We start from the raw sequence: 18,854 nt of genomic DNA, 5'->3' as shown, positions 1-18,854 counted from the left end.
TTTACTCCTCTGGACTGGCACTCTCGCCACGCTGAATAGCACGAATGAAATCCAACTTCAGCAACAGCTTTTGCATTCCTTCGATATCCAGACGTTTGGTATTATGAGAGTTATAGTCCTCTGTATGAGTAATTTTTTCCTCGCCTTGCTCCACAAACTTACTATAGTTCAGATCACGCAAATCTGGGGGGATACGATAGTAGTCACCCATGTCTTCAGCACAGGCCATTTCCTCTCGACTAAGAAGCGCCTCATAAAGCTTCTCTCCATGGCGTGTGCCTATTACATTGATAGGATAACCAGACTTGCCAAGCAATTGAGTAAGCGCATGAGCCAGCACCTCGATGGTTGCAGCCGGTGCTTTCTGTACAAAAAGATCTCCATTGGTACCATGCTCGAAAGCATAAAGCACAAGGTCTACGGCATCCGTAAGCGTCATCATGAAACGTGTCATGTTTGGATCAGTGATTGTAAGAGGCTGGCCTGATCGCATTTGCTCGATAAAGAGAGGAATGACCGAGCCCCTTGAAGCCATGACGTTACCATAACGGGTGCCACAAATTACGGTCGGAGTGCGCTCCAGGTTTCGAGACTTGGCGACCATGACCTTTTCCATCATGGCCTTTGAAATACCCATGGCATTGATTGGGTAAACCGCCTTATCCGTACTCAGACAAACGACTTTCTTGACGCCATTCTGGATAGCAGATTCGAGGACATTTTCCGTTCCGATGACATTGGTCTTCACAGCCTCCATTGGGTAGAACTCACAAGAGGGAACCTGCTTCAATGCAGCCGCATGAAAAATGTAGTCCACACCGCGAGTAGCATTCAGAGTGCTTTGATAGTCCCGGACATCTCCAATATAAAACCTCAGCTTGGGGTGAGCATAGCGCTTACGCATATCATCTTGCTTCTTCTCATCCCGACTGAACACACGTATTTCACCAATATCTGTATCCAGAAAACGCTTCAGAACGGCATTTCCAAAGGAACCAGTTCCACCGGTAATCAACAGAACAGAATTCTTATCCATACACCACCTCTTTACTAGTGCGTTCAACGTCCCTTTTCCGCCTCAAAAGATAAAGAAAGCGAAAAACAACGAGCCAGAACAATGCAGCCCCTACCGGATGGAAAAGCCCACCGCCGCTAAAGACATAATTAACGAACCAGATTATAAATGCAGAGCATAAGAAGCCTAACTCAGTACAAGCTATTTTTCTTCGCCGGAAGACAAGCAAAAATACAGAGTAGACAAAAAGCAACAATAGCAAAAGAACAGCCAAGCCACCAAAAATGAAACCATAGATGCAAAGCAGTTCGACAATACCATTGTGCGCCATTGGATATTGCGCATACCCTAGAACCCCCCCTCCCCCAAAAACGCCGGCGCCCAAAACAAGTATCTCGCTACCGTAGAAAGACAATGTTTCCAAAGGCAGTGCAGTTACCCGATCGAATATGGATTCGAAGAATGGAACATCTTGCGAGACTGAAGAGTCGGAGGTGAGGAGCCCGACAATCAGTCGATGCACAGTTTCCAGACTGCCAGCCCCGAAGTCTGCAAGGAAAAATACAGATAAACCCAGCCCTGCAAGAAGGAAGGTGAAAAACAAGTATGTCTTTTTGATCAGATTTAGCCAATAGGCAAAGAATAAGACTATGACGATATTGGCCAGAGCAGCTTTCTGCAGCGACAGCATCGCCCCCAAGCAAAGAAGGAAGAAACATATCACGCGCGCCCAACCCTTTAGATAAAAGAGTGAAGCAAGTGCGGGAACTCCTACCATAACACCATATGCGGTCAAACTTCCTACCAACGATGCAAAACGAGCGCCCCCGGCACGCTCACTGGCTTCAGCGAACCATTCTATAGGTCCAAATGCATACTGCCAGAGGAAAGAAAGAGCCGCCAGACTGAAAAAAAATGAAATAAGTTGCATGGGCGCTTTTAGATTATCTCTGGCAAGAACCATAGCAACAAAGAGAAGAGGCAATGATGCCCACAACCTGAAAATCCCTATGGAATAGTCTCCATATAGGTCGAACCATAACATCGAAACGAGCGAGGCATACGTCCAGAAGAAAATAACAAATATTCCTAATGCGCTATATTTAATATCCCTCCAATTATTAATAAACAAGAGAAAAAATAGCCCACAAAACCCAGCAAGAACTAAATAATATGCACCGGATAGATTCCGCAGAATATGAAATAGAAACACAAAAAGGAGAACCAGAGCAACGCTTCTCTGCTTCACGAGTACCACCCATCTTTGTTTGCTTTCTCTTTGGAAAGTTTTGACTTTCTATCGAGAACCCCCTTCCGATAAGAGGAGGCCAAAACGAGCCTATAAGCAGCTCTGGAGTAGAGCCATCGAATAGAGTCCGTTTTCTCTAGAGAATGAATAAGAACATTTGAAAACTTTGACTCCAGCGCAAGACACAGCACTGCCCTGAATAGACTCTGAAACTTGCTTGACAAAACAAACCCCGGTTCCATCCATCGTATAGGACCAAGAGTCTCAAGGTCCTCAGTTGTTGCAACTTTCATGAATTCCGGCATTCCGTCACGGGCGGCATGATAGTACTTGCGACAGAACTTCGAAATACTACCTTCCGGTTCGACATGCTCGATTTCAGCCCGACAAGGAAGAACAGAATAACCAAGCTTGCCGACCCTTAATCCAAATTCCGTATCTTCAAAGCCGTATCCAACAAATCGCTCATCAAAAAAAGCATTGTCTTGGAGCAGAATATCCCTCTCAGCGAGCATATTCATGGTAACAATAGTTTTATAGCCCAAGGAGTTGGGCAGCGGCTTGTCAGCAGAGAAGTGACAACTATCCCTATAGCGATAGTAATTACTCGTCGACACCAATGAGCGAGAAAATCTGACACCACCGCACCAGATAACGCGTTCCCCCCTTCGAGAGTTAGCAGCGTTCAGAAAATTCGAGAGATGAGTAGGATCTGGCACACAATCGTCATCAAGAAGCACTACGTAGCGCCCCTCCGCTAAACGAACGCCTTTATTTCGTTTTGCACTAGCCGAATTCAGCTCGGCCTGCTCAAGACGGACGTTGAAGCCCTGAACCGCTTCGAACTCGCGGACCACATCGGGTGTTTCATCACCACTATTACTGTCGACAACAATAACTTCAAAATCCTTAAAAGGCAGAGACTGCGCTACAAGGCCGGCCAGGACCAATTTTAGTTCCTTGGGACGACGCCAAGTACTAACGACGACACTCAACAACATCAAAGTCCCCTTTTCTCTCTCAACTTAATCGTGGCCAGCAAAAACATTCCCATCCCCAAAGAGACCTCTGTAACGACCAGCGTCCACGCTCCAAAAAGCTCATCCCCCCAAAGCGCCAAGAGGATAAATGTTAATACCCCGCCCAACTCCGCAAAAAAAATTGCTCGCAAATATACACCATCATACCCGGAAGGAACAAGAGTCAGCCCTCCATACAGAACACCAATACAAGCAAACACTGGCACTATCGAGAACATTCTTATCACAACAGTTAGACCACTAGACTGTTCCGGGAATAGGAGATATGAAATGTATTCAGAAAATAAGAAAAGAAATAAACAACTAGGAACAGCAATTAATAACATCAGACCTAGCGCTCTCCTTCTTAAACTGCCGACTGCCGGGTCGGCACTCGCATACATCCTGCTAAAAGTCGGAAATAGAGCGCTAGCTATGGGTGAAGTAGCAGCCGCGATCCCGCGAAGGAATTTATCCGCAGTAGAAAGCACTCCGGCCGCGGAGGTTCCACCAACAACACCAACCGCCGCAACGAGCACTTGCATGTGCAAGCTAAGTAAAGCCAGAGAAAGAAAAGATCGAGCACCGTCACGCAATATATCGAAAATTCTGTCTTTCTCGAGAACCGGGCGCCACCGTATTCCCATAGAAAATAAAATACAACAGAGAGCACTTCCACCTATGACATAGGAAAAACCAAACCCCAACGAAGCCAGCACAAGGTCAGAATCCTTCATAACGAAAAAAAACGACCAATAGGAAATAAAACGCCTTAGACAAAAAATTGGTAAGCGCCAACCATCCAAACAACGCTCTCCCCTGAAAGAACCATACTGCTTGAAGATAATTTCCAACTACTGCCGGAAGAGTAGCCGTAACCAAGACAAGCAAGGGGATTGGTAAAATAGAAGATACAGCCAAAATGGCCAGCACTAAAAGTGAAAGCAGCAATAATAGGAATCTAGCACTCTGTACAACAGAAAAGAAACTAGACAGTTCAACTTTGTTATCGATAATGGCAGCTTTTCTTGACCCTGCCAAAATAAACCCAAAGTCTACCAGTTGACATAAAATGATAGCCACGGCCTGGGCAATCACCAATTGGCCAAACGCTTCGCTTGACAATGATCTCGTGAGAAAAGGAATCGCAGCAAGAGGCAAAAGATAGTTGCTGCCCATGGATATACCGGAGTAGAAAACGCCCCGCCTTATTGACATTCTACTCGATACTCCCTAATACGATTCAACAACTACAACAAGTAAACCCTGATGACAGTAAGTGCCATCAGGGTTGAGATCAAAATTTAGCGAAGCGAGCCATCGCTACGGACCTTTCTTATAAAACCAGCGAGCACTGCGAGTAGAATCCCAATTATCAATCCTGCCAAAGTACCTATAGTAACTATCAGAATCTTCTTCGGCTTAATGGGTTGATTTGAAAAAGAGAGCCCCTCGTCTTCCTTGTAGACAGCCACCGCATCAGAATCCACAGACAAACTGGAATTCCAAGATAGCTTCCCTTGGAGAGTTCTCAACTCAGGAATGAACGGAGCATCTACGCTACGCGACTCGAGATTGTTGATTTCAGCGCGCAGCGCCTTAGCTCCTCGCATGTACATCAAGTCACCATCCATGATCGAGGAGAGTTGTTGCTCGGACGCCCCTTCTATCAATGGCGGGCCATCTATCTTGAGCGACTCCGCAATCAACAATGCCTCCTTCAAACGTGCAATTCTATCATCACGGCGGCCCTTCGCCATATTCTGCAGCACGGTTATGCGGCTCTGCATTGCAGCATTTCTTACCTGGAAATCTCTACCTGCACTATCAATAACCTCATGCACGGCCCGATCCGCAGCCAAACGCACGAAAGCTTGTGCCCAAGCAGCAAGAACCTCTCGCTTCGTGCCCTCCACAATTACCGTATAACGGTCTGCATCTGGCTTGTTAGCTGGATCAATCTTTACCTCTTTGGAGAATTTCTTATAAAACTCCTCCTGCTCATCTTCGCTTTCCGCTCCCTCGCCCACTTGGGGAAGGTATATCTTATAGAAGAACTCTTTTTTATTCTCATCCGAAAGCAGATTGCGCGAAAAGATCGCATAGATACTTCTAACAGTATATGCATCCAGGCCATTCTCCCTTCTACCAATATTGAAACCTTCGATAGACCCAAGAGCAGGAGGCACTACTGCAACCCTGTATTCATATACAGGCTTACTCAGATACGCATAGGTAAAAGACCCGATTAATGCAAGAAGAGTAGTCAGAAGAATCAGAACCTTGTTAACCCAAAGCTCCTTGACCAGCTTCACCAGGTCAACCTCACCATCAGCCGTCATCAAAGAAGAATTCTGCTTATTCACATTCAGTCCATCATCAGTCCAATCGGAAACTCTATCAGGGGAAAAGCCCAACAAGATGTATTGGACACCACGATCCCCGACAAGTTCTACACGGAAGGTTGCCTTGAGGACTTATGATGCGCAAAGCCTGCAAAAACTCCAAAAAACCAACCGAGCAGACCGCCCGCAACAAATACCAATGAAAATAACAATGCACTCGGAATCGCAGGCGTCTCCCACCCCAAGAAGGAAAACTGGATAAGAGCACGATTTTCCAAAGTAAAAATAATTGCTGACAAGGCCACAACCACTATCAGTAGCCCAACAAGCATTCTTTTAAGCGTGCGCATGAATACCTCCATACCAAGCAGGTCAAGCCTCTAAACAGCCTTATTCTGGCTCGTTGACCCGATCCCGCAACTCCTTGCCCGGCTTGAAGTGCGGCACGAACTTGCCGTCGAGGCGTACCGACTCCCCGGTCTTGGGGTTGCGACCGACGCGCGGGGCGCGGTAGTGCAAGGAAAAGCTGCCGAAACCACGGATCTCGATCCGGTCCCCGGTCGCCAGGGCCTGGGACATTTGCTCCAGCATGGTCTTGATTGCCAACTCGACATCCTTCGCGGACAGTTGCCCCTGATGGGTAACGATCCGTTCGATCAACTCCGACTTGGTCATGGTTTTCCCTTCTTTTTCAAGCGGCTAGATCAGCTCAGGTCTCTTTTAGCATGCTGATCAGTCTTTGAACAGGTCCAAGAAAGGGAAAACGAAAAAGGGCGGCCTAGGCCGCCCTTTTTTATGATGGATCAGAGACTTAGCCCTGATTCTCCATCTGAGCACGGATCAGGTCACCGATGGTGGTCGGACCAGCGCTTTCTACTTCCTGCTTGCGCAGTTCTTTCATTGCGTCCTTCTCGTCGTCGACGTCCTTGGACTTGACGGAGAGGCTGATGACGCGGCTCTTGCGGTCGATGCTGATGATCTTGGCTTCGACTTCCTCGCCTTCCTTCAGGACGTTGCGCGCGTCTTCGACGCGGTCACGGCTGATTTCGGAAGCCTTCAGGATACCTTCGATGTCATCGCCCAGGCTGATGACAGCGCCCTTGGCGTCGACTTCCTTCACGGTACCGCGGACGATGCTGCCTTTCTCGTGCAGGGACGCGTAGTTGGAGAACGGATCGTCTTCCAGCTGCTTGATGCCCAGGGAGATGCGCTCGCGCTCCGGGTCGACCGACAGGATGACGGTTTCCAGCTCGTCGCCCTTCTTGAAGCGACGTACGGCTTCTTCGCCGACTTCGTTCCAGGAGATGTCGGACAGGTGGACCAGGCCGTCAATGCCGCCGTCCAGACCGATGAAGATACCGAAGTCGGTGATCGACTTGATGGTACCGGAGATACGATCACCCTTGTTGAACTGGCTGGAGAAGTCTTCCCACGGGTTGGATTTGCACTGCTTGATACCCAGGGAGATACGACGACGCTCTTCGTCGATGTCCAGAACCTGAACTTCCACCTCGTCGCCAACCTGGACGACTTTCGACGGATGGATGTTCTTGTTGGTCCAGTCCATTTCGGAGACGTGTACCAGGCCTTCCACGCCCTCTTCCAGCTCGGCGAAGCAGCCGTAGTCGGTGAGGTTGGTGACGCGGGCCATGACGCGGGTGCCTTCCGGGTAACGCGCCTTGATGGCAACCCACGGGTCTTCACCCAGTTGCTTCAGGCCCAGGGACACACGGTTGCGCTCGCGGTCGAACTTCAGGACCTTGACGTCGATCTCGTCGCCAACGTTGACGATCTCGGACGGATGCTTGATGCGCTTCCAGGCCATGTCGGTGATGTGCAGCAGGCCGTCTACGCCGCCCAGATCCACGAATGCGCCGTAGTCGGTGAGGTTCTTGACGATACCCTTGACCTGCTGGCCTTCCTGCAGCGATTCCAGCAGAGCTTCACGCTCGGCGCTGTTCTCGGCTTCCAGGACGCTGCGGCGGGAAACGACAACGTTGTTGCGCTTCTGGTCGAGCTTGATGACCTTGAACTCGAGCTCTTTGCCTTCCAGGTGGGTGGTGTCGCGAACCGGACGAACGTCGACCAGCGAACCCGGCAGGAACGCGCGGATGCCGTTGACGTCGACGGTGAAACCGCCCTTGACCTTGCCGTTGATGACGCCCTTGACCACTTCGTCGGCAGCGAAAGCCGCTTCCAGAACAATCCAGCTCTCGGCGCGCTTGGCTTTCTCGCGGGACAGCTTGGTCTCGCCAAAGCCGTCTTCTACCGCGTCCAGTGCGACGTGGACTTCGTCACCCACCTTGATGGTCAGCTCGCCCTGTTCGTTGTAGAACTGCTCGACCGGGATGACGCCCTCGGACTTCAGACCGGCATGGACGGTGACCCAGTCACCATCGATGTCGACCACGATGCCGGTGATGATGGCACCCGGCTGCATGTCGAGGGATTTCAGACTTTCTTCAAAGAGTTCTGCGAAGCTTTCGCTCATGTTCATACCTGTAGTCAAAGGCCCGGAAGGGCCCGATTCCGCATCACCAGCCAATGCGGTCAAGTCATTAAATGAAGCCACAGGACAATGTGCTGGTTTCCTGCTAGCTTCTGATTGCACTCCCGAATGGGAATGCCCAGTTGGGTTGTTCTGCGATGGCACCAGGCAAGTCGGGAGGTAACCCTCGCCGCACCTGCAAAACGCCACAACATAAGGTCTGGAATATTAGCAACCAGGCCCTGTATCGTCAATTCCCGCGCCGAGACCTCAGACGTCCCAGCCCTGCCGCTCGCAGTGCCGGATGATCGTCTCGACCACCGCCTCGATGCTCATTTCGGTGGAGTCCAGCAGGATCGCGTCATCGGCCGGTTTCAGCGGCGCGACCGCGCGCTGGCTGTCGCGCTCGTCGCGCTCGCGGATTTCTTCCAGCAAGGCAGACTGGTCGACATCCGCGCCCTTCGCCTTCAACTGCAGGTAGCGTCGACGCGCACGCTCCTCCGCCGAGGCAGTGAGGAATATCTTCAGAGGCGCATCGGGAAACACCACGGTGCCCATGTCGCGCCCGTCGGCCACCAGTCCCGGCACCTCGCGAAACGCCCGCTGGCGCTGCAGCAGCGCATCGCGCACGGCCGGCAGCGCCGCGACCTGCGAGGCGCCGGCACCGACCTGCTCGGTACGGATCACATCGGTCACTTCCTCGCCTTCGAGAATGATGCGCTGCCCATGGCTGCCATCGGCGGCGACGAACTGCACATCGAGGTGCGCAGCCAGGACCTTCAGCGCCTCTTCATTGGTCAGGTCGACACCATGGTTGACCGCGGCGAACGCCAACAGCCGATAAAGCGCCCCGGAATCCAGCAGGTTCCAGCCCAGGCGCCGGGCGAGCAGCCCGGCGACCGTGCCCTTGCCGGCGCCACTGGGGCCATCGATGGCGAGCATCGGTACAGCGCCGTTCATCAGTTGTTCTCCACGGCCACCCGGATACCGGTCTGGGCACACAGGGCAAGGAAGTTGGGGAACGAGGTGGCGACGTTGGCGCAATCGTGGATGCGGATCGGCCCGCTGGCGCGCAGCGAAGCGACGCTGAAGGACATGGCGATACGATGGTCGCCGTGCGCCCAGACTTCGCCGCCTCCGAACGCCCCACCCTCGATGACGATGCCATCCGGGGTCGGCTCGGCCTTCACGCCCAGGGCCTTCAGGCCGTCGGCCATGACCTGGATACGGTCCGACTCCTTGACCCGCAGCTCTTCGGCGCCACGCAGGACGGTGCGCCCCTCGGCGCAGGCGGCAGCCACGAAGAGTACCGGGAACTCGTCGATGGCCAGTGGCACCAGGTCCTCGGGAATGTCGATGCCCTTGAGCCGCGCGGAGCGCACACGGATGTCGGCGACCGGCTCGCCGCCGACCTCGCGCTGGTTTTCCAGGCTCAGGTCACCGCCCATCAGGCGCAGTATCTGGATGACGCCGATGCGCGTCGGGTTGATGCCGACGTGCTGCAGGACCAGCTCCGAACCTTCGGCGATACTGGCGGCAACCAGGAAGAAGGCTGCCGAGGAAATGTCGGCCGGGACCTCGATATGGGTGGCGCTCAACTTGTGCCCGGATTCGACCTTGGCGGTGCTGCCCTCGACCTCCACCGGATAGCCGAAGCCGCGCAGCATGCGCTCGGTGTGGTCGCGGGTCGGTGCCGGTTCGGTGACCGAGGTCTCGCCCGCGGCATAGAGCCCGGCGAGCAACAGGCAGGACTTCACCTGGGCGCTGGCCATCGGCATGTCGTAATGCATACCGGTCAGGCGCTGGCCGCCGCGAATGGTCATCGGCGGGCGACCTTCCGGCCCCGTCTCGATTACCGCGCCCATCTCGCGCAGCGGCTTGGCTACGCGATTCATCGGCCGCTTGGAAAGGGAAGCGTCGCCGGTCAGGGTGCTGTCGAACGGCTGGGCCGCCAGCAGACCGCTGAGTAGACGCATGGAAGTACCGGAGTTACCCAGGTAGATCGGCCCAGGCGGGGCCTTGAGGCCGTGCAGGCCAACGCCATGGACGGTGACGCGGCCGTTCTGCGGCCCCTCGATCACCACCCCCATGTCGCGGAACGCCTGGATGGTTGCCAGTGCGTCCTCGCCCTCGAGGAAGCCCTCCACTTCGGTGGTGCCTTCGGCCAGGGAGCCGAGCATGATCGAGCGATGGGAAATCGACTTGTCGCCCGGTACCCGGATGGTTCCGGACAGGCTGCCGCCCGGCTGGGCCAGATAAATCAGGTCGTTGTTGTGCATGGCGTCCACATAGGCCCGACGGGCCAGGATTTTGCTGAAATGCTCACGGGCTACCCGGGCGCGCGTGAAAACGCCCAACAACTGGTGCCCGTCCCCAGTGTCGACGGCCTCGCGCAGCGCGTCGAGGTCGTCACGAAAAACATCCAGTGTACGCAGCACCGCCTCGCGATTGGCGAGAAAGATGTCGTGCCACATCACCGGGTCGCTGCCGGCGATCCGCGTGAAATCACGGAAACCGCCGGCGGCATAGCGGAAGATCTCCAGGTTCTCGCTGCGCTTGGCCAGGGAGTCGACCAGAGTGAAGGCCAGCAGGTGAGGCAGGTGGCTGGTGGCCGCCAGAACCTCGTCGTGATGCTCGACCTCCATATGCTCGACATCCGCGCCCAGCGCGCGCCACAGGCTGTCGACCAGCGCCAGCGCGTCGGCATCGGTCTCCGCGGAGGGCGTGAGAATCACCTTGTGCCGGCGGAACAGGGTCGCCTTCGCCGCGGTCACTCCGCTCTGCTCGGAACCCGCGATCGGATGCCCCGGTACCAGGTACCGCGGCATCCCACCGAACGCGGCACGCGCGGCACGCACGATATTGCCCTTGGCGCTGCCAACGTCGGTCAATACAGCCTTGCCCAGGTCGAGCTTCGCCAGGTCGGCCAGCACCCGTTCCATCGCCAGGATCGGCACCGCCAGCTGGATCACGTCGGCGCCGACGCAGGCGCGGCCAAGATCCTCCTCGCAACGGTCGACCACGCCGAGCTCCACCGCCAGGCGGCAAGACTCGGCATCCCGATCCACGCCGACCACTTCCCGGAACACCCCTTTGCTCCGCAACCCCTTGGCGAAGGAGCCGCCGATCAGGCCCAGCCCCACCACCACCAGGCGGCCCAGCTTAGGGGTCGACTGTTGCAGCGGCGTGACCTCAGTCATGCGCCAGCACCTTGCCCAGCGCCTGGAGGAAACGATCGTTCTCTTCCGGCAGCCCGATGGAGACGCGCAGGAAGGTCGGCATCCCGTAGCCAGCCACCGGACGCACGATCACGCCTTCGCGCAGCAGCGCCTGGTAGACCGGACCGGCATCGCGAGCCAGATCCACGGCGATGAAGTTGCCCTTCGAGGGAATCCAGGAAAGGCCCAACGCGTGGAAACCATCCTCCAACTGCGCCATGCCGGAATCGTTCAGGCGGCGACTCTGCGCCAGGTAGTCATGGTCGTCCAGCGCCGCGCAGGCAGCCGCCAGGGCCAGGCTATTGACATTGAACGGCTGGCGCACGCGGTTGAGCACATCGGCCACCGCCTTGCTCGAAAGCGCGTAGCCGACCCGTAGCGAAGCCAGGCCATAGGCCTTGGAGAAGGTCCGCGAGACCAGCAGGTTGGGGTGACGCGCCAGGTAGTCCAGGCCATCGGGCAACTCGTCGCCCTCGGCATATTCGATATAGGCCTCGTCCAGCACCACCAGCACCTCCGCCGGCACCCGGGCGAGGAAACGCTCCAGGGCGTCCGCACCGAACCAGGTCCCGGTCGGGTTGTTCGGGTTGGCGACGAACACTACGCGAGTTTGCCCATCGATGGCGGCGAGCATCGCCTCCAGGTCATGCCCCCAGGCGCGCGCCTTGACCGCCCGCCCCTCGGCGCCCACGGCCTGGGTGGCGATCGGGTAGACGGCGAAGGCATGTTCGCTGAACACGGCGTTCAGACCAGGCGCGAGGTAGGCACGGGCGACCAGGTCGAGAATGTCATTGGAGCCGTTACCCAGGGTCACCTGCGCCGCATCCACCGCGCAACGCTCGGCCAGCTTGCGCTTGAGCTCGAAACCGTTGCCGTCAGGATAACGGGTCAGTTCCGCCAGTTCGGCGCGGATTGCCTCCAGCGCCTGTGGGCTCGCACCCAGCGGATTCTCGTTGCTGGCGAGCTTGACGATCGCCGCAGGGTCGAGGCCCAGCTCGCGGGCCAGTTCGTCCACCGGCTTGCCAGGGACGTAGGGCGACAGCTTTTGCACCCCCGGCTGGGCCAGGGCAAGGAAATCGGACATGGATAGTTCAGCCTCGACGCGGGACGGGGCATTCATCGATGCCCCGTCTCTTCGGAATGACAGCGCGCTCAGAGCACCGCTTTCGGATAGGACCCCAGGACCTTCAGGGCGACGGCTTCCTGGCCGATCTTCTCCAGGACGTCCTTGATCAGCGGTTCTTTATGGTGGCCGACGAAATCGATGAAGAACACGTAGGTCCATTTGCCGCTGCGCGACGGACGGGTTTCGATGCGGGTCAGGTCGATACCGTTGTTGTGGAACGGTACCAGCAACTCGTGCAGGGCCCCCGGCTTGTTGCGCATGGAAACGATGATCGAGGTCTTGTCGTCGCCGGTCGGCGGCACCTCCTGGTTGCCGATGATCAGGAAACGCGTGGAGTTGTCCGGGCGGTCCTCGATCTTCTCGTGCAACTTGCTCAGGTCGTACAGGCTGGCCGCCATGTCGCCGGCGATCGCTGCCGAATTCCACTCGCTCTTCACCCGCTTGGCCGCGTCGGCGTTGCTCGACACCGCCACCCGCTCGACGCTCGGGTAGTGCGAGTCCAGCCACTTGCGACATTGCGCGAGGGATTGGGCATGGGAATAGATCCGGGTGATGTTGTCGATCTTGGTGGTTTCGCCGACCAGCAGGTGATGGTGGATACGCAGCTCGACTTCGCCGCAGATCACCATGTCATGCTCGAGGAAGCTGTCGAGGGTATGGTTGACCGCTCCCTCGGTGGAGTTTTCCACAGGCACCACGCCGAAGTTCACCGCGCCGGCGGCAACCTCGCGGAACACCTCGTCGATCGCCGCCATCGGCGTGCTGATCACCGCATTGCCGAAATGCTTGAGCGCCGCGGCCTGGGTGAAGGTGCCCTCGGGTCCGAGATAGGCCACTTTCAGCGGCTGCTCGAGCGCCAGGCAGGACGACATGATCTCGCGGAACAGTCGCGCGACCTCTTCGTTGTCCAGCGGCCCCTTGTTCAATTGCATGATGTGCTTGAGCACCCAGGCTTCGCGCTCGGGACGGTAGAACACCGGCGCCTCGCCCTCGCCCAGGGTCTGGGTCTTCACTCGCGCCACGTCCTGGGCGCAACGGGCACGCTCGCTGATCAGCTCGAGCAACTTCTCGTCGAGGCTGTCGATGCGCAGGCGCAAGGCCTTGAGCTGGTCCTGGTCCGCCATCAGCCGTGCTCCTTCTCGAACTCCGCCATGTATGCGACCAGCGCCTCGACCGCATCCAGGCCGAGGGCGTTGTAGATGGAAGCGCGCATGCCGCCGACCGAGCGGTGGCCTTTCAGGTTGAGCAGCCCGCGCGCCTCGGCGCCTTCCAGGAACGGCTTGTCGAGACGCTCGTCGGCCAGGCGGAACGGCACGTTCATCCAGGAGCGGGCGCTCGGCTGGATCGGGTTGGTGTAGAAGTCGCTGGCATCGATGGTCTTGTACAGCAGGTCCTTCTTGGCGCGGTTGCGCTGCTCCATCGCGGTCACCCCGCCCTGCTCCTTCAGCCATTCGAAGACCAGGCCGGACAGGTACCAGGAGTAAGTCGCCGGGGTGTTGTACATGGAACCGTTGTCCGCGGCGATCTTGTAGTTGAGCATGGTCGGGCAGACGCTGCGGGCGCGGCCGAGCAGGTCTTCGCGAACGATCACCACCACCAGGCCGGACGGGCCGATGTTCTTCTGCGCCCCGGCATAGATCAGGCCGAAGCGGGACACGTCGAGCGGGCGCGAGAGGATATCGGAGGACATGTCGGTGACCAGCGGCACGTCGCCGGTCTCGGGAATCCAGTCGAACTCGAGGCCACCGATGGTCTCGTTGGAGGCGTAGTGCACATAGGCCGCGCCCTTGGTCAGCGTCCACTCGTTCTGACCCGGAATGGCGAAGTAGTCGTACTCCTTGGCGCTGGCCGCGACGTTCACGCTGCCATAGCGACGGGCCTCCTCGATGGCCTTCTTCGACCAGATACCGGTATCGATATAGTCGGCGACGCCATCTTCGGGCAGCAGGTTCAGCGGGATCTCGGCGAACTGCTGGCTGGCGCCGCCCTGCAGGAACAGCACCTTGTAGTCAGAGGGAATGTCGAGCAGGTCGCGCAGGTCCTGCTCGGCCTTGCTGGCGATGGCCACGTAGTCGTCGCTACGGTGGCTCATTTCCATGACCGAAAGGCCCTTGCCCCGCCAGTCGAGAAGCTCGGCCTGGGCACGTTGCAGAACTGCGTCGGGAAGCGCCGCGGGACCGGCGCAGAAATTGAAGGCTCGCTTGCTCACATCCACTCTCGCTATAGGTAGGGCGGATAGCCGTGAGTTATCCGCCGACGTCATCGGCCGGGCGGGCGCAAGCGCCCGCCCCGAGCCTTACTCTTCGTTGCCTTCCGCTTCCGCCGCGGGTTCGGATTCGGCCGACTCGCCCAGCGATTCGGCAGCTTCCTCGCCCTCGGGCAGGTCCTCGTCATCCCCGCCCGACGGCTCCTGGACACGCTCCAGACCGACCAGTACCTCGTCGCTGGCGAGCTTGATCAGGGTTACGCCCTGGGTATTGCGGCCGGACAGGGAGACTTCGTCGACACGCGTCCGCACCAGGGTGCCCTGGTCGGAAATCAGCATGATCTCCTCGCCTTCCTGGACCTGTACCGCGGCGATCAGCGCGCCGTTGCGCTCGTTGGTGACCATGGCGATCACCCCCTGGCCGCCACGGCCGCGACGCGGGAACTTGCTCAGCGGGGTACGCTTGCCGAAGCCGCGCTCGGAGGCGGTGAGGATCTGCGCCCCGGACTCCGGAATCAGCATGGAGATCAGCTGCTGTCCCTTGCCCAGGCGCATGCCACGTACGCCACGGGCGTTGCGGCCCATGATGCGCACCACGCTCTCGGCGAAGCGGATCACCTTGCCGGCGCTGGAGAACAGCATGACTTCCTTGGCGCCATCGGTGATCGCGGCGGCGATCAGGGTGTCGCCCTCTTCCAGCTTGAGCGCGATCAGGCCGCTGCTGCGCGGACGGCTGAACTGCACCAGCGGGGTCTTCTTCACGGTACCGAAGGCGGTGGCCATGAAGATGTAGGCGCCGGTCGGCTCGGCCACCAGCTCGGCGGTCTCGCCCTCGACTTCCTCGACCTCGGCGGCCTCGACCACCTCGCCCTCGAGCACCGCGCCTTCGGCTTCGTCGAGGTCGTCATCGGCGCCGCCGTTCTGCTGCAGCGCCTCCAGGTCGATCTGCAACATCGCGGTGATCCGCTCGCCCTCGTCCAGCGGCAGCAGGTTCACCAGCGGCCGGCCACGCGCGGTACGCGAGGCTTCCGGGATCTCGAAGGTACGCAGCCAGTAGACCTTGCCCTTGCTGGAGAACAGCAGGAGGGTCGCATGGCTGTTGGCCACCAGCAGGTGTTCGATGTAGTCCTCGTCCTTCATCCCGGTGGCGGACTTGCCCTTGCCACCGCGACGCTGCGCCTGGTAGGCGGCCAGCGGCTGGGACTTGGCGTAGCCGCCGTGGGAGATGGTCACCACGCGGTCTTCCTCGGTGATCAGGTCGGCGATGGTCAGGTCGACCTGGGAAGCCACGATCTCGGTGCGGCGAGCATCGCCGAATTCGGCCTTGACCGCTTCCAGCTCCTCACGGATCACCTCCATCAGGCGCGCCGGATTGGTCAGGATGCGGATCAGCTCGCCGATCAGGTTGAGGATTTCCTGGTATTCGGAGAGCAGCTTCTCATGCTCCAGGCCGGTCAGGCGATGCAGGCGCAGCTCGAGGATCGCCTGGGCCTGTTCCGGCGACAGGTAGTACTTGCCGTCGCGCAGGCCGTACTGCGGATCCAGGTCTTCCGGACGACAGGCGTCGGCGCCGGCACGCTCGACCATCGCTTCCACCGCGCTGGACTCCCAGGCAGTGGCGATCAGGCGTTCCTTGGCCTCGGCCGGGGTCGGCGAACTCTTGATCAGCTCGATCACCGGGTCGATGTTCGACAGGGCGACCGCCTGGCCTTCCAGGATGTGCCCGCGCTCGCGGGCCTTGCGCAGCTCGTAGACGGTACGCCGGGTCACCACTTCGCGGCGGTGGCGGACGAACACTTCGAGCATGTCCTTCAGGTTCAGCGTGCGCGGCTGCCCGTCGACCAGGGCCACCACGTTGATGCCGAACACGCTCTGCAGCTGGGTCTGGGCATAGAGATTGTTGAGGACCACCTCGCCCACCTCGCCGCGACGCAGCTCGATGACCACGCGCATGCCGTCCTTGTCGGACTCGTCGCGCAGCTCGGAAATACCCTCGATCTTCTTCTCTTTCACCAGCTCGGCGATCTTTTCGATCAACCGCGCCTTGTTCAACTGGTACGGCAGCTCGGTGATGATGATCTGCTCGCGGCCGCCGCCTTTCTCCATCTCCTCGACGACGGCGCGGGCGCGGATGTAGATGCGCCCGCGCCCGGTGCGGTAGGCCTCTATGATCCCGGCGCGGCCGTTGATGATACCGGCGGTGGGGAAGTCCGGACCGGGGATGTACTGCATCAGCTCATCGACGGTCAGGTCGGGGTTGTCCATCAGCGCCAGGCAGCCATCGATCACTTCGCCGAGGTTGTGCGGCGGGATGTTGGTCGCCATGCCCACGGCGATACCGCTGGAACCGTTGACCAGCAGGTTGGGAATCTTGGTCGGCATGACCGCCGGGATCTGCTCGGTGCCATCGTAGTTGGGCACCCAGTCGACGGTTTCCTTTTCCAGGTCCGCCAGCAGTTCATGGGCCAGCTTGGCCATGCGCACTTCGGTGTATCGCATGGCTGCGGCGTTGTCGCCGTCCACCGAACCGAAGTTGCCCTGGCCGTCTACCAGCATGTAGCGCAGCGAGAACGGCTGCGCCATGCGCACGATGGTGTCGTAGACCGCGGTGTCGCCGTGTGGGTGGTACTTACCGATCACGTCGCCGACCACACGGGCGGATTTCTTGTAGGGCTTGTTCCAGTCGTTGCCCAGCTCGCTCATGGCATAAAGCACACGGCGGTGCACCGGCTTCAGGCCGTCACGTGCATCCGGCAGGGCCCGCCCGACGATCACGCTCATCGCGTAGTCGAGATAGGACTGTTTCAGCTCGTCTTCGATATTGACCGGGAGAATTTCTTTGGCCAGTTCGCCCATGAGAAGCCTGGTTCCTTTTTCTGGTGGAACTTCGCCGCCTCGATCCTGAGGCAAACGAAGTAGGTCGGCGCATGCCCGAGCAGCGCCAACTCACTACAAATCAACGACTTGAGTCAAGGATTCGCGCACTCTCGAGGCCCCTCCGCGGGGCGCTCGAATAACCGTCGGAGCTTACCACAGCCCACGCCCCAGCCCAAGGCAAAGGCCCTGGCGGGGACGACCTCCAGTCGCCTCGTTCAATGCAGGCGCTTGCGGCTCATCAGGGCGGCCATGCGCTCGGCGTCGGGACGCTCGACGACGCCACGCTCGGTCACGATGGCATCGATAAGATCCGCCGGGGTCACGTCGAATACCGGATTGTAGGCATCGACCTCGGCCGCCACCCGTCGCCCGCCGATTTCCAGCAGCTCGCGACCGTCGCGCTCTTCGATCGGGATGTCCTCGCCGCTCTCCAGGTTCATGTCGATGGTCGAACTCGGCGCCACCACCATGAAGCGCACGCCGTGGTGCATGGCGTTGACCGCCAACTGGTAGGTGCCGATCTTGTTGGCGACATCGCCATTGGCGGTGATGCGGTCGGCGCCGACGATGACCCAGGTGATGTTCTCGGTCTTCATCAGGTGCGCGGCGGCCGAATCCACGTTCAGGCTGACCGGGATGCCTTCGTTGGCCAGCTCCCAGGCGGTCAGCCGAGAGCCCTGGAGCCAGGGCCGGGTTTCGTCGGCGTAGATGCGATTGACAAGGCCTTCCAGGTGCGCGGCGCGGATCACCCCCAGCGCGGTGCCGAACCCGCCGGTCGCCAGGGCGCCGGTATTGCAGTGGGTGAGGATGTTCTGCGGGCTGCCCTGCTGCTTGCGGATCAGCTCCATGCCCAACTGGGCCATGGTCAGGTTGGCCTCGCGGTCGCTTTCATGGATGGAGATCGCCTCGGCTTCCAGCACCGCCAGCGGCCGGTCGCCCTCTTTCATTCGCTCCAGACGGTCGCGCATGCGGTTCAGCGCCCAGAACAGGTTGACCGCCGTGGGTCGCGAGTCGGCCAGCAGGCGGAAGTCCTCCTCCAGCGCGGCGCGCCAGTCGCCGCCCTGCGCCAGGCGCGCGCGGGCGCCAAGGACGATACCGTAGGCGGCGCTGATGCCGATGGCCGGCGCGCCGCGCACGACCATATCGCGAATGGCCTTGGCCACCTCGGCCGCCGACTCGTGTTCGAGCCAGACCTCCTCCTGGGGCAGCAGGCGCTGATCCAGCAACCGCAGCGTACCGTCCCGCCACTCGATCGCCTTGACCCGCTCGGCCGCCAGCAGTCGCTCTCGCATGCACACACCTCTCGCTGAA

The 18,854-nt window shown here is 58.7% G+C and carries 14 protein-coding genes and 1 pseudogene; all 15 read right to left on the bottom strand.

Annotated features, from left to right (window positions below; genetic code table 11):
• Window position 1 precedes the first annotated feature (1 nt).
• Entirely contained in the window at window positions 2-1,036 is a 1,035-nt protein-coding gene (locus HMPREF2886_RS33415) for a polysaccharide biosynthesis protein (protein ID WP_058173203.1), read from the bottom strand.
• Entirely contained in the window at window positions 1,029-2,264 is a 1,236-nt protein-coding gene (locus HMPREF2886_RS34735; protein WP_177344456.1) for a hypothetical protein, read from the bottom strand. The genes HMPREF2886_RS33415 and HMPREF2886_RS34735 overlap by 8 nt, the downstream gene beginning before the upstream one ends.
• A complete protein-coding gene (locus HMPREF2886_RS33410) occupies window positions 2,261-3,265 on the bottom strand; it encodes a glycosyltransferase family 2 protein (protein WP_071575244.1) in 1,005 nt (334 codons plus the stop codon). The genes HMPREF2886_RS34735 and HMPREF2886_RS33410 overlap by 4 nt, the downstream gene beginning before the upstream one ends.
• Window positions 3,265-4,462: pseudogene (locus HMPREF2886_RS35325) on the bottom strand (oligosaccharide flippase family protein). Before HMPREF2886_RS35325 ends, HMPREF2886_RS33410 begins: the two are co-directional and overlap by 1 nt.
• Window positions 4,463-4,587: 125 nt before the next feature.
• A complete protein-coding gene (locus tag HMPREF2886_RS16420; protein WP_256562542.1) occupies window positions 4,588-5,649 on the bottom strand; it encodes a Wzz/FepE/Etk N-terminal domain-containing protein in 1,062 nt (353 codons plus the stop codon).
• 86 nt (window positions 5,650-5,735) lie between these two features.
• Entirely contained in the window at window positions 5,736-5,978 is a 243-nt protein-coding gene (locus HMPREF2886_RS33395) for a LapA family protein (protein WP_071534085.1), read from the bottom strand.
• Window positions 5,979-6,018: 40 nt separating this feature from the next.
• Window positions 6,019-6,303 (bottom strand): integration host factor subunit beta, encoded by a 285-nt coding sequence (ihfB, locus tag HMPREF2886_RS16415; RefSeq protein WP_003091441.1) that lies wholly within the window; start codon window positions 6,301-6,303, stop codon window positions 6,019-6,021.
• A gap of 136 nt (window positions 6,304-6,439) precedes the next feature.
• Window positions 6,440-8,119: a 30S ribosomal protein S1 gene (rpsA, locus tag HMPREF2886_RS16410; RefSeq protein ID WP_003091442.1), complete on the bottom strand. Its 1,680-nt coding sequence runs from the start codon at window positions 8,117-8,119 to the stop codon at window positions 6,440-6,442.
• Between the two features lie 267 nt (window positions 8,120-8,386).
• On the bottom strand, window positions 8,387-9,076 hold the full coding sequence (cmk, locus tag HMPREF2886_RS16405) for a (d)CMP kinase (protein WP_033978822.1): 690 nt from the start codon (window positions 9,074-9,076) through the stop codon (window positions 8,387-8,389).
• Window positions 9,076-11,316 carry a bifunctional prephenate dehydrogenase/3-phosphoshikimate 1-carboxyvinyltransferase gene (locus HMPREF2886_RS16400; RefSeq protein WP_070747852.1) on the bottom strand — a complete coding sequence of 747 codons (2,241 nt, stop codon included), beginning with the start codon at window positions 11,314-11,316 and terminating at the stop codon, window positions 9,076-9,078. Before HMPREF2886_RS16400 ends, cmk begins: the two co-directional genes overlap by 1 nt.
• A complete protein-coding gene (gene hisC / locus HMPREF2886_RS16395; RefSeq protein WP_033971597.1) occupies window positions 11,309-12,418 on the bottom strand; it encodes a histidinol-phosphate transaminase in 1,110 nt (369 codons plus the stop codon). The genes HMPREF2886_RS16400 and hisC overlap by 8 nt, the downstream gene beginning before the upstream one ends.
• A 68-nt stretch (window positions 12,419-12,486) precedes the next feature.
• Window positions 12,487-13,584, bottom strand: a complete 1,098-nt coding sequence (gene pheA, locus HMPREF2886_RS16390; RefSeq protein WP_033978821.1) for a prephenate dehydratase — start codon at window positions 13,582-13,584, stop codon at window positions 12,487-12,489.
• Window positions 13,584-14,669 carry a 3-phosphoserine/phosphohydroxythreonine transaminase gene (gene serC / locus HMPREF2886_RS16385; RefSeq protein WP_033978820.1) on the bottom strand — a complete coding sequence of 362 codons (1,086 nt, stop codon included), beginning with the start codon at window positions 14,667-14,669 and terminating at the stop codon, window positions 13,584-13,586. The genes pheA and serC overlap by 1 nt, the downstream gene beginning before the upstream one ends.
• 87 nt (window positions 14,670-14,756) lie before the next feature.
• Window positions 14,757-17,522: a DNA gyrase subunit A gene (gyrA, locus tag HMPREF2886_RS16380; RefSeq protein ID WP_003116419.1), complete on the bottom strand. Its 2,766-nt coding sequence runs from the start codon at window positions 17,520-17,522 to the stop codon at window positions 14,757-14,759.
• A gap of 236 nt (window positions 17,523-17,758) precedes the next feature.
• On the bottom strand, window positions 17,759-18,835 hold the full coding sequence (gene mtnA / locus HMPREF2886_RS16375) for an S-methyl-5-thioribose-1-phosphate isomerase (protein WP_033971602.1): 1,077 nt from the start codon (window positions 18,833-18,835) through the stop codon (window positions 17,759-17,761).
• Window positions 18,836-18,854: the final 19 nt, after the last annotated feature.

This window comes from Pseudomonas sp. HMSC066A08 (assembly GCF_001813025.1).
Lineage (GTDB): Bacteria > Pseudomonadota > Gammaproteobacteria > Pseudomonadales > Pseudomonadaceae > Pseudomonas > Pseudomonas aeruginosa.
The sequence above is the reverse complement of the archived record's forward strand: the minus strand, read 5'-3'. Positions and strand labels throughout refer to the sequence as shown.